Genomic DNA, 14,585 nt, shown 5'->3' on the forward strand with positions numbered 1-14,585 from the left:
GTGCAGCAGCAGTGCAGCCTTGATCTTCGACACATCGGCGGCCTTCGGCTGCATCCCGTAATAGGCGACGGAGGCGCTGAGATCGGGCGCGTTGACCGCCAACATGTTTGCCGTGCCCCCGCCCCAGCAGAAGCCAACGGCGCCGACCTTGCCGTTGCCGTCCTTTTCGGCCTTGAGGAAAGCGACCGTTGCCACCCCGTTGGCGACGGTCTGCGCGGAATCCAGTTTGGCGAACATGTCGCGCGCCTTGTCCTCGTCGTCAGGCGTGCCGCCGAGCGGCGACAGGAAATCCGGCGCCAGCGCCACAAACCCTTCCAGCGCGACGCGCCGCGCCACATCGCGTATATGCGGGTTGAGCCCCCTGTTCTCGTGGATGACGATGACGGTGCCGAGCTTGCCGGACTGGCTCGCCGGCTTGACCAGATAGCCCTTCATCTCGCCGCCGCTGCCGGCATATGTGATGTCCTCGCCCTTCACGCGTGGATCGTYGTCGGCGACGATTGCCGCTTGCGCCGAATTTGCCGCCAGCAGCGGTGCGATTGCGGCGGCGGCAGCACCCGATCCGGCAAGCCGGGTCAGTTGCTCCATGAAGCGGCGGCGGTCGAGCGTCAGATGGGTGTATTCATCATAGGCGTCGATCATAGCCTGGGTGATGGCTGGTTTCGTCATGGGCGCGCTCCTTCGATCCGCTTTGGCATCGTTCGCAAGATAGGGGCGAGGCTCCTGTCGTCCAGTCACGGCTCGGTGACACCTCGTCCTCCCTCGCGAATGCCCTGGAGACTTCCAGCATCATCACGTTTTGGTCATCGGCCACAAATCCTGATGGCGCTGCCACAATAGTGGGGGACACTGACAGACGTCGGCCGCGCCTTGGCGCGGTCACGGTTCCTGATCTGAAAGGCCCGATCTGGAAAGGAAAGACGCCGATGACCATGCCCTCGCCAATCCTGGCAGCCGCCTTCCTGGTTGCCGCGACCGCCATTCCAGCGTTGCGCGCGACGATCGTTGCCGCAAGTCGAAGGTCCATGATCAAGGTCCGCAGCCATCAGCGCCATCCGGCAAACACGAAAACCCAGGGTTGAGGTGAAGTCATGGACGTACAGGACATCGTGAACACTGTTTCGCAGAAGGCGGGTCTCGACCAGGCGACGACGGAAAAGGTCGTTGGCACCATTTTCTCGGTGCTCGAGCACGAAGCGGAAGGCACCAGCGCCTCCTCATTCTTCGCCAAGATCCCCGGCGCCGATGCGTTGGCCCAGAAGTATGACGTCATGGCCACCGCCCCAGCCGGCGGTGGCGGCTTTCTGTCCTCGCTGCAGGGCGCGCTTGGCGGCGTTCTCGGCGAGAAAGCCGGCGCATTGGTCAACGGTATTGCGGCGCTGAAGGCATCCGGCCTCGACATGGCGCAGATCCAGAAGGCGGGCGCGACGCTGATCCAGCAAGCCGAAGCCGCCGCCGGCCCGGACCTGACGAACGAGGTGCTGGGCTCGGTGCCCAGCCTGAAGAGCCATCTCGGGATCAGCTGAGGCGTCGATCCGTCAAGACAGTAGTCTCCCCTACTTCGGCAGCGCGTAGGCCATAACAAAGTCGCCCGGCTTTGTGCCGACCGAGCCGTGGCCGCCGGCAACGATGACCACGAATTGGCGTCCGTCGGCGACGGTGTAGGTCATCGGCGTCGATTGCCCGCCGGCCGGCAGCCGCGCCTGCCAGAGCTGCTTGCCCGATGTCAGGTCATAGGCGCGCAGATAATCGTCGACCGCGGCACCCAGGAAGGCGACGCCGCCGGCGGTGATCATCGGTCCGCCAATGCCCGGCACACCGACCTTCAGTGGCAATGGCAGCGGCGTCATGTCGTAGACGGTGCCGTTGCGATGCTTGTAGGCGATGGTGCCGGTCCGTAAATCCACACCCGCGACATAGCCCCAGGGCGGCGCCTGGCAGGGAATGCCGAGCGGCGACAGGAACGGTCCCATCACCACCGCATAGGGCGCGCCCTCGTTGCGGTTCAGCCCCTGCTCGCTGCCGCGCCCTTCATCCGGCGGCGGCACCTGATCGCGCGGAATGAGCTGCGACTTGAAAGCCAGATAGGTCGGCATGCCGAATAGTACCTGCCGCACCGGATCGACCGCGACGCCGCCCCAGTTGAAGGTGCCGAAATTGCCGGGATAGATTAGCGACCCCTGCACCGACGGCGGCGTGTAACGGCCTTCGTAGCGCAGGCCCTGGAACTCGATCCGGCACGCCAGTTGGTCGAACATGGTGATGCCCCACATGTCGGCGTCGGTCAGCGGCTTCGGATTGAAGGAGAGGTCCGACGCTGGCTGCGTTGGCGCGCTGTGGTCACCCTCGACGGCGCCGCCGGGCGCCGGCACTTCCTTGACCGCAACCACCGGCTCGCCGGTGCGGCGGTCAAGCACATAGAGGTCGCCCTGCTTGGTCGGCCCGACCAGCGCCGGCACCACCGTGCCGTCGGCCTTGGTGATGTCGATCAGGCTCGGCTGCGCCGGAACGTCCATGTCCCAGAGGTCGTGGTGCACGGTCTGCCGCACCCAGCGCAACTGCCCGGTGTTGAGGTCGAGCGCGGTGATCGAGGACGAGAACTTCTCGACATTGTCGCTGCGCCCGGCACCGAGCTGGTCCGGGGTCTGGTTGCCGAGCGGCACGTAGAGCAGGCCGAGCTTCTCGTCGGCGCTCGGCGTCGACCACATGTTGGGCGAGTTGGCGGTATAGGTCTGGCCCGCCGCCAGCGGCGTCGTCTGGTCCGGATTGCCGGAATCCCAGTTCCACACCAGGGCGCCGGTGTTGACATCGTAGGCGCGAATGACGCCGGACGGCTCCTGCGTCGAATAATTGTCGTTGACGGCCCCGCCGACGATGATCTTGCCGCCCGATACCAACGGCGCCGAGGTCGAATAGTAATAGCCCGACTTCGGATAGGGCATGTTGGTCAGCAGGTTCAGCGTGCCGCCCTCGGCGAAGGCCGGACAGACCTGCCCGTTGGCGGCGTCGAGCGCGATCAGCCGCGCATCCGAGGTCGGCAGGTAGACGCGGGTTGCACAGGGCTGGCCGGCGGCGATGGCGGCATCGGCATAATAGGACACGCCACGGCAGGTCTGGTGCTGGCGATCCTTGTCGAGCTTGATCTTGGGATCGTAGCGCCATTTCTCCTTACCGGTCACCGCATCGACCGCGATGGCGAAATTGTGCGGCGTGCAGATGTAGAGCGTGTCGCCAATCTTCAGCGGTGTCACCTGATACGTTGTCTCGCTGATATCGTCCGGCCCCTTCACGTCGCCGGTGCGATAGGTCCAGGCAGGCTGCAGCTTGGCGACATTGTCCGGCGTGATCTGGTCGAGCGGCGAATAGCGTTGGCCAAACTGTGTGCGTCCGTAATAGTGCCACTCACCGGCCGGCACATCGTTGCCGAGATTGGCATTGGGGATCACCTTGTCGGTGTCGAGCTCGCCGGCAATGTCCTTCGGATCCGCTGTCATTGAATAACCGGCGACCGCCAGCGACGCCAGCACGGCAAGGATCAGCGGCGCGCGTGCGTCGGGGCCGGTAATCCCCCGCCGCGCCCACGGCGTCAGCAGCCACAGCGCCACCAGCACGATGATGCCGCCGCGCGGGCCGAGTTCCCACCAGTCGAAGCCGGTTTCCCAGACTGCCCAGGCCAGCGTGCCGATCACGATCGCCGCGTAGAGCCACAGCGCGGTGGACCGGCGCCGGTAGAGCAGCCAGGCGGCGATCAGGAAGGCGAGGCCGACGATAATATAGTACCAGCTGCCGCCCAGCGAAGCCAAGCGGATGCCGCCGCCGCCAAGCACCAGACCGATCAGGAAAAGGATGAGGGAGGTGATGGTGACAGCCAAGATGATACTCCTTCGACTGTTGCGTTTTGCGACGCCCAAGGACAGCCCGATGCACCCGTTCCTGCCCTCCGCACAGCTTTCTCCCGCCTGCCCCGCCTGTCAAGGCGACGCACACGCCAAGGTGGCAATCCATCTTGCCTGCGGTCGGGTTTTCCAGCAGTCTCAATCATCTCTCCGCAGGAGCAAGCAAATGACGTCGTTCGTTCCGCCGCTGACGCGCCTGATGCTTGCACTCTGTTGCCTTGTCTCTGTCGCCGTGGCYGCGCCCGCGCAGACGCTGCATGAGATCAACAAGGCGAACGGCTTTCACGAGATGCTGATGGCTATCGGCCCGGGTTTCATCGCAGCCGTGAAATCGGCGCCGGAAACGCCGCCGCAAAAAGTCCAGGACGCCCTGGCGGCGGCCATGGAAGGCGCCTTTGACGCGAACAAGATGGAGGCAGCCATCGAAGCGCGAATGGCGGACAAACTGCCCGCCAGTGAATTGTCCGACCTGGCCTCGTTCTATGCGTCGCCCCTCGGTAAACATGTCACGGCACTGGAAATCCAGGCTTCAACTCCGGAAGAAAGGCAACGCAAGACGATCGAAGGTCCCAAGATCCTGCGCGAACTTCCATCCAGGGATCCGGCTCGGCTCGCACTGTACAAGAAGCTCGTGGACGATCTCAGCGCTGTCGACACCGGAGAAGCCGTGGCCTTGAACATGGGCTATGCAATGCTTTCCGAGATGCTGGGAGCGGCCGGAAAGCCCCTGCCCGACGACCAGATCATGGCCCTGCTGCGTCAGCGATCCGAAGGACTTCGCCATGACATCGAAACGGACGTCATGGCATCGGTGGCCTACATCTACCGGGATCTGCCGCTTGACGATCTCAAGCTCTACCAGACTTTCCTGACATCGCCCGCCGGCAGCCACTATTACGACCAGATGCAGGTCGCTCTCGGCGCCGTGATGACGGACGAGGCGCGCTCGTTCGGACATCGATTTTTCGTCGCCCTCGGTTATCGCAAGGCCTGAACAGCCCATATCGGGCACTTTAGCGGAACAAAACGTAGACACTTCTGGCCTTTCGCCGCCGAATCACTACATTCGGGGGAGATGTCCGGCTTTTCCGAAGACATGCCCTTTTTCGATGAACCCAATGCGCGGCCCGCGGCCCCGTCGGGCATTGCCGCGCGCGCCATGGCTGCCCGCAGCGGCCACAACAATGCGCCGGACTATCTGAAGGGGCTGAACCCCGAGCAGAGGCTGGCGGTGGAAACCACCGAAGGCCCGGTTCTGGTGCTGGCCGGCGCCGGCACCGGCAAGACGCGGGTGCTGACCACGCGCATCGCTCACATCCTCGCCACCGGTAAGGCGTTCCCCTCGCAGATCCTCGCTGTCACCTTCACCAACAAGGCCGCGCGCGAGATGAAGCAGCGCATCGGCATCCTGATCGGCGAAGGCAACGTCGAAGGCATGCCGTGGCTCGGCACCTTCCACTCGATTGGAGTGAAGCTGCTTCGCAGACACGCCGAGCTTGCCGGTTTGCGCTCCGACTTCACCATCCTCGACACCGACGATGTCGTGCGGCTGATCAAGCAGTTGATCCAGGCCGAGGGCCTGGACGACAAGCGCTGGCCGGCCAAGCAGTTCGCCCAGATGATCGACGGCTGGAAGAACAAGGGACAAGGCCCGGCCGACATCGCAGAGGGCGACGCCCGCGCCTTCGCCAACGGCCGGGGCCGTGAACTCTACAAGGCCTACCAGGCGCGGCTGCAGACGCTGAACGCCTGCGATTTCGGCGACCTTTTGTGCCATCCGATCCGCATTTTCCGCGCCAATCCGGATGTGCTGAAGGAATACCACAAGCGCTTCAAATACATCCTCGTCGACGAATATCAGGACACCAACACCGCCCAGTACATGTGGCTGCGGCTTTTGGCGCAGCGGCCGCAACCGTCGCGCCAATCTTCGTCGACCGCCGGTCTGCAGTCGGCCGAAGGCCGCAAGGACGACCGTCCGTCCGAGCCGTTGCGAGGCCCCCGCGGAGGGCCCGCGCCGGCAGGCGCGGAACAGCCCGTGAGCGACAACAAAGTCAACATCTGCTGCGTCGGCGACGACGATCAATCCATCTATGGCTGGCGGGGCGCAGAGATCGACAACATCCTGCGCTTCGACAAGGATTTTCCGGGCGCCACCATCATCCGCCTGGAACGCAACTACCGCTCCACCGCGCATATCCTGGGGGCTGCCTCCCACCTCATCGCCCACAATGAGGGCCGCTTCGGCAAGACGCTGTTCACCGACCGCGACGAGCCCGAGGACGACAAGGTGCATGTCCACGCCGCCTGGGATTCCGAGGAGGAAGCCCGCGCCGTTGGCGAGACCATCGAGGCCTACCAGCGCCGGAAGCACAATCTCAACGACATGGCCATTCTGGTCCGCGCCTCGTTCCAGATGCGCGAGTTCGAGGACCGCTTCGTCACGCTCGGCCTCAACTACCGCGTCATCGGCGGTCCGCGCTTCTACGAGCGCATGGAGATACGCGATGCGCTGGCCTTCTTCCGCGTCGTCGCGCAAGGCGCCGACGACCTCGCCTTCGAGCGCATCGTCAACGTGCCGAAGCGCGGGCTGGGCGAAACCACCATCCGCCAGATACACGACACGGCGCGCGCGCTGCGCGTGCCGATGCTGAAAGCCGCCGCCAAGCTCGCCGAAAGCGACGAGTTGAAGCCGAAGCCGCGCGCCGCCTTGCGCGAGGTCGCCGCCAATTTCGAGCGCTGGCAGAAGGCGCTGGAGACCACGCCGCACACCGAACTCGCCGAGACCATTCTGGAAGAGAGCGGTTACACCGACATGTGGAAGAACGACCGCTCGGTCGAAGCGCCCGGCCGGCTGGAGAATTTGAAGGAGCTGATCCGCTCCATGGAGGAGTATGAATCGCTGCGCTCCTTCCTCGAGCATGTGGCGCTGGTCATGGACGCCGAGCAGAATGCCGAGCTCGACGCCGTCAATATCATGACGCTGCATTCGGCCAAGGGTCTCGAATTCGAGACCGTCTTCCTGCCCGGCTGGGAGGAAGGCCTGTTCCCGCACCAGCGCGCACTCGATGAAGGCGGCCGCTCCGGGCTGGAGGAAGAGCGCCGGCTCGCCTATGTCGGCCTGACCCGCGCCAAGAAGAACCTGCATTTGTGGTTCGTCTCCAACCGTCGCATCCATGGCCTGTGGCAGTCGACCATCCCGTCGCGCTTTCTCGAAGAACTGCCGGAAGCCCATGTCGATGTCGCCGAAAGCGGCAATTCCTATGGCGGCTATGGCAATTCCTATGGCGGCGGTTCTTTCGCCTCCGGTCGCGGTGGCCGGCAAAATCCCTATGGCGCCTCGCGCTTCGACAATGTCGGCGCCAATACGGAAAAATCCGGTGCCTTTTCCAACACCTATGCGACGCCGGGCTGGCAGCGCGCGCAACAAAACCGCACTGAAGCGACCGACCGCAACTGGGGCTCGCGCTCCGGCCATCAGGTCGAGCGCATCGGCTATGGCGAGACCGACTCCGGCTACGGCGCCGGCCGCACCAGCGTCAAAGGTCGCACCATCGACGGTGAGCTGGTCGCCAAATCCGTCTCAGATACGCCATCCGCCTTCAGCGTCGGAGATCGCGTCTTCCACCAGAAATTCGGCAACGGCAACATTTCCGCCATCGAAGGCAACAAGCTGACCATCGACTTCGACAAGGCCGGCCAGAAGCGCGTGCTGGACGGGTTTGTCGCGGCGGTTTGAGCGCCCGCTTGTCCCGTTGTCCTACAAGCGACCGCCCCAGCCAAAAATCTCCACCCCTCACCGATACCGCGCCTGGTTCCATTTGTGGCCGAGCAGCGACAGGATGATGATCAGCCCGTTGAAGAACTGCACATAGAAGCCGCTCAGGCCCGCCGCCACGACGCCGGTCTGGATGAACGACACGGTGACCGCACCGATGGCGCCGCCGACGACGGTGCCGATGCCGCCCCAGGTCGGGGTGCCGCCGACGAACACCGATGCCAGCACCGGCAAGAGATAGCCGTCGCCGGCGGTCGGCCACCAGGTGAAGTTGATCATCACCGAGAAGGTGCCGGCGATCGCCGCACCAATGCCGACGAAGACGAACACTTTCACCCGCACGCGCTTGACGTCGATGCCCATCTGCTGGGCGCTATCGGGATTGTCGCCGACCACCCTCACCTGCGCGCCGAAGCGATGGCGGTTGTAGAGCATCGCCGACAGCACGACGAAGGCGATGGCCCAGAAGATCTGCACCGGGATGCCATAAACCTGGCTGGAGAAAATCTTATAGGCCCAGCTGTCGGCAAGGTTGGTCAGCGCCATCGACTTGCCTTCGTTGATGATCTGGATCAGACCGCGCAGCAGGAAATTCATGCCGAGCGTGGCGATCAGCGACGACAGCCCGCCATAGACCACCAGGGAGCCGACCAGGAAGCCGAGCAGTATGCCGGTGACGAGCGCCGCGGCAATGCCGAGAAACGGATCGTAGCCGGCCTGCACGACCAGCGCGAAGACCCATGAGGCAAAACCCATCGTCGCCGGAAACGACAGGTCGATCTCTCCGCAGGTAACGACGAAGACCAGCGGCACCACCACGAACAGCGCGACCGGCAGCGTGGTCAGCACTGAACTGTAGAGATACCAGGTGGTGAACACGGTCGGGTTGGCGATCATGAACACCGCCATCATGACGATGAACACGCCGAGCGTGCCGAGCGAAGCACGATTGTCGAGGATGAAGCCGCGCAGCCATTGATCGGATGGGTGTCTCCACTCCTTCTGTGGGCTGGGAATGGCGGTGGACGGCTCGTGCAGATCGGGTTCCATGGTCTTGCTCATCGCACTGCCCTCTCGGCGTCGCMGGTGTCGTGCAACCCGGCCAGCCCGCCGGGATGTGCGACATCCTCCATGAAGTTGATGAGGTCCTCGGCCGACTTGACCTCGCTGCGGTCGGCGGTGAGCGCGACCTTGCCGCGATCGAGCACCACGAAGCGGTCGGCGATGTCGAAGACATGATGGATGTTGTGGCCGATAAACAGGATCGAGCGGCCGCTCGCCCGCACTTGGCGCACGAAATGGAAGACCTTGGCGGTTTCGGTCAGCGACAGCGCCGTCGTTGGCTCGTCGAGGATGATCAGTTCCGCCTGCTTGTAGATGGCGCGCGCGATCGCCACGCCCTGGCGCTCGCCGCCCGACAGTTGGCCGACGATCGACTGCGGCGTGAACACTTTCGAGGTGAAGCCGATCTCGCGCATCAGCCGGCTGGCTTCCTCGATCTCCTTGTTGACCTTCAGCCAGCCGAGGAAGCCGGTGAGTTCTCGGCCCATGAAGATGTTGCGCACGATCGTCTGCTGCACGGCCAGCGCCCGGTCCTGGAACACCGTCTCGATGCCCGCGTCGCGCGAACGCGCCGCGCTCCATCCCGTCACCGCCTTTCCGCGCACGAGAATCTCGCCGCTGGTCGGCCTGACCACGCCGGACAGGATCTTGATCAGCGTCGACTTACCGGCGCCATTGTCGCCGATCAGGCCGACCACTTCGCCCCGATCGACGCTGAGATTGACCCCGCCCAGTGCATAGACCTGGCCATAGGACTTGCTGATATCGCGCAGTTCGATGATGCGTTCGGCCATCGGATCCTCACCTCTGTTGTCGCTGCCAGCGTCTCTGCCGGCGGTCCTGCCGGCCGGGCTCAGCCCCGGCCGGCAGCTTGGGAGGTCAGCGCAGTGCCTGCTTGGCGAGTTCGGCGACGATCTCGTAATTTTCAACCGTGACGAAGCCGGCGCCGGTGTCGACATTCATCGGCGCCAGACCGAGCACCACCTGCTGGCAGAGGCTGAGGATCGGCAGATAGCCCTGCAGGAACGGTTGCTGGTCGGCCGTCAGCTGTACCCAGCCGCCCTTGAAGGCCTCGACGATCTGCGGGCTGGTGTCAAAGCCGAAGTTGAAGATGTCGCCGGCCTTCCTCCCTGCGGCCTGCATGTATGTCGGCACATTGCCGAGCATCTGTCCGCCGGGATAGCCGACCGCCTTGACGTCGGGATTGTTGAGCAACGCGGCGGTGATCAACGGGATCGCGAGATTCGGATCGGCTGCCCATTCGGTTTGAGAATTGATTTGAATGACATCGATGCCGGCCTCTTTCAGCGCGGCGACTGTCCCACGCTCGCGCGCGCCCCGACTCTCATTCTCGAACGGGCCGATCATGATCGCCTTGTCGCCGGCCTTCAGCTTGGCCAGCTTGAACGCCTCGGCGCCGAGCGCGCGGCCCTGCTGCTCCTGCTGGGCGCCGACATAGCCTCCGCCGAACGCCGCCGTCACCGTCGGCACCGGCACATTCTGGTACATCATCTTGATGCCGTCCTTATGCGCCTGTTCGGCCAGCGGCATGATCGCCGCGTCGCCCGGGTGGCCCATCATGGCGATGCCGCCTGGCTTCACCGCGACCGCCTCGCGCAATTGCTGCACCATCTTTTCGACATCCCAGCCGGAGAAGATGTAATCGACCTTTGGTCCGAGATCGGCTGCCGCCTGCTTGGCGCCATTGTAGACGATGGTGCCGAAGGCGTCGCCCTCGGCGCCGCCGACGAAGAAACGGATGTGGACGTCCTTGCACCATTGGGCGTCGAGCGCCTGCGCCGGCAAGGTCGAGATCGCAGCGGCGAGCGTCGTGGCGGCGGCCACGATGGTCGAGCGCAGAAGTGTCCTTCTCATCGTCATGCTCATGCACTTATCCTCCCTTTTTTCCCTGGCTAGGCCGAGGGGTTTTCGACGATCGCTTCGGCAGTGCGCCGCAATCTTGGCCAGCCGGCACCTCCCGCCGGCTCGCTCTCACACCGGGTTAGGCAGGTAGCTGGCACCTCCCCGGCATTGCTTCAGATAGTCCAGGGCACGTACCTGCCCGGTGATCTCCAGCTCGTTGCGATAGACCGGATCGTGCCAGCCTTCGATGTCGATGGCGCCCTTGTAGCCGGCCAGCCGCAGTTCGCTGATCACCCGCGTCCAGTCGCTGTCGCCGAAGCCCGGCGTGCGCATCTGTACGAACGGCAGCCGGCCGAACACGCCGTGTTCGCGGATCACATCCCAGCGCACCGTCGCGTCCTTGCCGTGGACATGGAAGATGCGCGGCGCCCATTTGCGGATCTGCGGCAGGGGATCGATCAGGTAGACGAGTTGGTGGCAGGGCTCCCATTCGAGGCCGAGATTGTCGTCTGGCAATTCATTGAACATTAGCTCCCAGGCATCCGGATTGTGGGCGATGTTCCAGTCTCCACCAGCCCAGTTGCCGTCCATGGCGCAATTCTCGAAAGCGATGCGCACGCCCTTGTCGGCGGCGCGCCTGGCCAGCGGACCCCAGACTTCCTTGAAGCGTGGCAGGCTGTCGGGCAACGGCTTGCCGCGGAGGCGGCCGGTGAAGCCGCTGACGATCGACGTGCCGAACAGATGCGCGTTGTCGATCACCGTTTCCCAGGCCTGGAGCACGCCGCGATCGACGTCGCCGCTCTCCAGCGGATTGCCGAACACGCCGATCGAGGAGACCGTGACGTCGGCATCGCCGATCGCCTCGCGTATCTGGCCGGCAAGCCGCGGCAGATCCTTGCCGCCCAGCGTCTGCCAGAAGAAGGGCTGGATGCACTCGAAACCGAGCGGCAGGATCGCCTTGATATAGGCGGCCGGGTCATCGAGATTGGCCCGCACCATGGTGCCGATCCTGATGTCGAGAAGCGGGTTTGGCATCACTGTCCTTCCTGCGAAGAGATCGTCACCCGGCGCCCGGTCTCGGCGCTTTCGATAGCGCCGAAGACCATGGCCAGGCTCTTGATGTTGTCGGCGCCGCGCGTCTCCGGCTCGGTGCCGGTCTCGATCGCGCGCATGAAATCCTGGATGATGCCGAGATGGCCGCCGACGCGGTCGGCGGGATCGAGCGGCGGCACGGTGATCGGCTCGGTGCGGTCGAACAGGCCTTCACGGGCTGGCAGGACGACCTCGGCCTTCAACTCGTCGCTGCCGTCCCAGACCAGGCTGCCGCGCTCGGCGACGATGCGCCATGTGCTCTCCCAGCTGGTGCGGAAGCCGGCGGCGCACCAGGAGCCGGCATAGGTGAAGACCTTGCCGCCGCCGAGATCGAAGACGGCGCTGGCCGACGATCCCTGCCGGTACCAGGAACTCGCCGGCTCCCATTCCTGGCAGTAGACGCCGGCCGGCTCGCCATTCACCATGTAGCGGGCGGCGTCGAAGGTGTGGATCGCCATGTCGAGCAGCAGGACGTGGGCCATCTCCTCGCGAAAGCCGCCGAAATGCGGCGCGACGAAGAAGTCGGCATGGATGCTGGTCGCGGCACCGATGGCGCCGGAAGAGAGAAAGCGCCGGATACGCCTGACATTGGCGACGTAGCGGCGGTTCTGGACGACGGCATGGATACGCCCGGCCCGGCGCGCGGCCTCGACGATGGCGCGCGCATTCTCGGGGCTGTCGGCGAGCGGCTTTTCCGTCAGGAGATGGCAATGATGGGCAAAGGCCGAGAACGCGACCTCACGCCGGGCGGCGGGAACCACCACATCGAACACCGCGTCCGGCCTGGTCTGGTCGAGCACCGCGTCGAGGCTGGTGCCGGTGACGGCGCTGGTGAGGTCGTATTCGCGCGCCCTCGCCTTCGCCCTGTCGGCGTCGAGGTCGATAAGGCCGACAACGGAAAGCCCGTCGATCTGCCTCACGGCATCGAGCCACTGCTTGCTCATCGCTCCGCAGCCGGCCAGGACGACATTGATCATCCAGCACTCCTCCTCCGCTCGGTCCCTCCAGACCGATCGTCACGGCATTCACGGCATGGCCGTAAACGTTTTTCCGTAAACGTTTACGAGAACACACCCGAAGGTGTAGAATGTCAATTGGCCGCTCGCAAAAAATTGTCTTGTCGCCTTGGCCTGAGCGCTTACCGGTGCTAGCCAAGCAAGGGGGAGAACAGTCACTTGGCGTCCAGCATTCATGACCTTGCCCGTCACCTGAACATTTCGATCGGCACCGTGTCGCGCGCCCTCAACGGCCGCGCCGACGTCAACGCCGACACGCGCCAGCGCGTGCTCGAGGCGGCCAGGACGCTGAACTATTCGCCGAACCAGTCCGGCCGCAGCCTTCGGCAGGGCGCCACCCATTCGATCGCCTTCATGCTGCAGCCGCATCCGGGCGACCAGCAATATGGCGAGCCGTTCTTCATTCCGTTCCTGATCGGGCTGCAGGCGAAACTTGCCGAGAGCGGGCTCGACCTGATCGTGGTCATGGGCGCGCCGGGCGACTACCAGCAGGAACGCCTGCGCCGTGTCGTCGAGACGCGCCGCGCCGATGCCGTGGTGCTGGCCTGGACGCGGCGGGAGGACGAGCGCATCGACTATCTCACCCAGGCCGGCTTCCCGTTCGCCACGCTCGGTCGCAGCCGCTCCGGGGCCAAGTCCTACCCTTCGCTCGACCTCGATTTCGAAAAGGCCGGTGCCGACGCAGTCGACCGCCTGGTGGCGCGCGGCCACCGCCGCATTGCCGCCATCCGCCCGTCGCTTGATCTCAATTTCAGCTACCTGTTCCTCGACGGGTATCGCAAGGCCTTGCGGCGGCACGGCATCGAGGTGGACCCCGAGCTGATCGCGTCCGGCTTCATCAACGAGGCCGGCGGCTACGAGGTGACGCCGCAGGTCATGCGCTCCAAGGATCCGCCGACCGCTATCATCTTCAACAACGACGCGATGGCGCTTGGCGGCTGCAAGGCGCTGGCCGAAATGGGGATCAGGCCAGGCCACGACATGGCGGTGACCGTCATCGTCGACACACCGCTCTGCCGTTACTTCTCGCCGGCGCTGACAGCCTTCCGCCCGGCCCTGGAGCCGATGGGTCAGCGGCTCGCCGAAATGCTGCTGGCCTCGATCCCGGCCTTCGCCGGCCCGGAGGGTCCGCGGATCATGCGCGAGGTCTGGCCGCTGGAGCTTGTGGCGCGCGACAGCGATTGATCTGGCCGAAAGCAGAGCCAGATCAGTCGCGACCTATCAGGCCTCAATCCACCTTCTTCTCACCCCTCTCGCCGGCCTTGACGATGTCGCCGGTGGTGAACAGGATTTCCTTCAGTTCCGCCCGCCAATCCTTTTTCTGGCGCAACAGGAATTCGAGATCCATGCCGAAATGCTTGAACTCCTCGCCCTGCGCGTTCTTCATGATGGCGCGGGCCTGAGGGTCCTTCTCCACCGAGATGCGCTGTTCGTACCAGCCTATCGCCTCCGCCTCCTCGATCAGCGAGGTGATCATGCGGGCAAAGGTCCGTACCTTCTGCGACAGTTCTTCAGGCGGTTCGTGATACTGGTCGAATCCCATGTCGTCCTCCGTGGAGCCATCTCACAGAATGCCCGGGATCGACGCCGGTTCCGTATCATCGCTGCAATTCCGCCAATGCCCTCTGCAGGGGCGCCGGCGAAATCTGGATCGGGCCGGAGAACGGTATGTCCATATCCAGGATGAGGTAGATCGCACCGGCAATCAGCACTGCCGAAACCACGAAGGTCGAAACCGTGATGGCGTTGCGCGGTGCCCTGAACCCGAAACTGGCGAAGATCAGCACCAGCCACGCAACCAGCATGGCGATCAGCGGCGCAGGGATCGTGCCCTCCGACTGCTCGATCAGAATCCATCGCAACTCCACCACTTTCTGC

General features: G+C 64.4%; 14 protein-coding genes. 5 read left to right on the forward strand and 9 right to left on the reverse strand.

The annotated features are described in order from the left end of the window. Positions 1–669: dienelactone hydrolase family protein (locus ACXJ7R_RS11710; RefSeq protein ID WP_457151973.1), on the reverse strand; the 669-nt coding region annotated here is incomplete at its 3' end. Positions 670–926: 257 nt separating this feature from the next. Here ACXJ7R_RS11710 and ACXJ7R_RS11715 point away from each other — a divergent pair. Continuing rightward, on the forward strand, positions 927–1,082 hold the full coding sequence (locus tag ACXJ7R_RS11715) for a hypothetical protein (RefSeq protein WP_457151974.1): 156 nt from the start codon (positions 927–929) through the stop codon (positions 1,080–1,082). Between the two features lie 9 nt (positions 1,083–1,091). Then, positions 1,092–1,526, forward strand: a complete 435-nt coding sequence (locus tag ACXJ7R_RS11720) for a hypothetical protein (protein WP_457151975.1) — start codon at positions 1,092–1,094, stop codon at positions 1,524–1,526. Between the two features lie 30 nt (positions 1,527–1,556). Here the strand turns inward: ACXJ7R_RS11720 and ACXJ7R_RS11725 are convergent, their stop codons facing one another. Next, a complete protein-coding gene (locus tag ACXJ7R_RS11725; protein WP_457151976.1) occupies positions 1,557–3,872 on the reverse strand; it encodes a glucose/quinate/shikimate family membrane-bound PQQ-dependent dehydrogenase in 2,316 nt (771 codons plus the stop codon). On the opposite strand from ACXJ7R_RS11725, the gene ACXJ7R_RS11730 reads away from it, so the two are divergent. Together ACXJ7R_RS11730 and ACXJ7R_RS11735 are read left to right on the forward strand one after the other, a co-directional pair. Further along, positions 3,859–4,890, forward strand: coding sequence for a DUF2059 domain-containing protein (locus ACXJ7R_RS11730; protein ID WP_457151977.1), 1,032 nt, complete (start codon positions 3,859–3,861; stop codon positions 4,888–4,890). The genes ACXJ7R_RS11725 and ACXJ7R_RS11730 overlap by 14 nt on opposite strands. An 81-nt stretch (positions 4,891–4,971) precedes the next feature. Then, positions 4,972–7,635 (forward strand): ATP-dependent helicase, encoded by a 2,664-nt coding sequence (locus ACXJ7R_RS11735; protein ID WP_457151978.1) that lies wholly within the window; start codon positions 4,972–4,974, stop codon positions 7,633–7,635. Positions 7,636–7,692: 57 nt separating this feature from the next. Here the strand turns inward: ACXJ7R_RS11735 and ACXJ7R_RS11740 are convergent, their stop codons facing one another. From ACXJ7R_RS11740 to ACXJ7R_RS11760, 5 genes are all read right to left on the reverse strand, one after another. Then, a complete protein-coding gene (locus ACXJ7R_RS11740; RefSeq protein WP_457151979.1) occupies positions 7,693–8,736 on the reverse strand; it encodes an ABC transporter permease in 1,044 nt (347 codons plus the stop codon). Beyond that, positions 8,733–9,530, reverse strand: coding sequence for an ATP-binding cassette domain-containing protein (locus ACXJ7R_RS11745; RefSeq protein WP_457151980.1), 798 nt, complete (start codon positions 9,528–9,530; stop codon positions 8,733–8,735). Before ACXJ7R_RS11745 ends, ACXJ7R_RS11740 begins: the two co-directional genes overlap by 4 nt. Before the next feature lie 85 nt (positions 9,531–9,615). Next, the gene (locus tag ACXJ7R_RS11750; RefSeq protein ID WP_095087028.1) at positions 9,616–10,623 is read right to left on the reverse strand and encodes a substrate-binding domain-containing protein; all 1,008 of its coding nucleotides are present in this window, start codon (positions 10,621–10,623) and stop codon (positions 9,616–9,618) included. Positions 10,624–10,728: 105 nt separating this feature from the next. Continuing rightward, entirely contained in the window at positions 10,729–11,634 is a 906-nt protein-coding gene (locus tag ACXJ7R_RS11755; RefSeq protein ID WP_206073730.1) for a sugar phosphate isomerase/epimerase family protein, read from the reverse strand. After that, entirely contained in the window at positions 11,634–12,668 is a 1,035-nt protein-coding gene (locus ACXJ7R_RS11760) for a Gfo/Idh/MocA family protein (protein WP_457151981.1), read from the reverse strand. The genes ACXJ7R_RS11755 and ACXJ7R_RS11760 overlap by 1 nt, the downstream gene beginning before the upstream one ends. A gap of 198 nt (positions 12,669–12,866) precedes the next feature. Between ACXJ7R_RS11760 and ACXJ7R_RS11765 the strand changes: the two genes are divergently transcribed. Beyond that, entirely contained in the window at positions 12,867–13,892 is a 1,026-nt protein-coding gene (locus ACXJ7R_RS11765) for a LacI family DNA-binding transcriptional regulator (RefSeq protein ID WP_457151982.1), read from the forward strand. A 43-nt stretch (positions 13,893–13,935) separates the two neighbouring features. Here the strand turns inward: ACXJ7R_RS11765 and ACXJ7R_RS11770 are convergent, their stop codons facing one another. Both ACXJ7R_RS11770 and ACXJ7R_RS11775 read right to left on the reverse strand, forming a co-directional pair. Continuing rightward, positions 13,936–14,250 carry a ferritin family protein gene (locus tag ACXJ7R_RS11770; RefSeq protein ID WP_095087016.1) on the reverse strand — a complete coding sequence of 105 codons (315 nt, stop codon included), beginning with the start codon at positions 14,248–14,250 and terminating at the stop codon, positions 13,936–13,938. Positions 14,251–14,305: 55 nt separating this feature from the next. After that, positions 14,306–14,585 (reverse strand): bestrophin-like domain (locus ACXJ7R_RS11775; protein WP_457151983.1); only part of this gene is annotated, 280 nt, incomplete at its 5' end.

The sequence above is a fragment of the Mesorhizobium sp. P5_C1 genome (genome assembly GCF_054049815.1).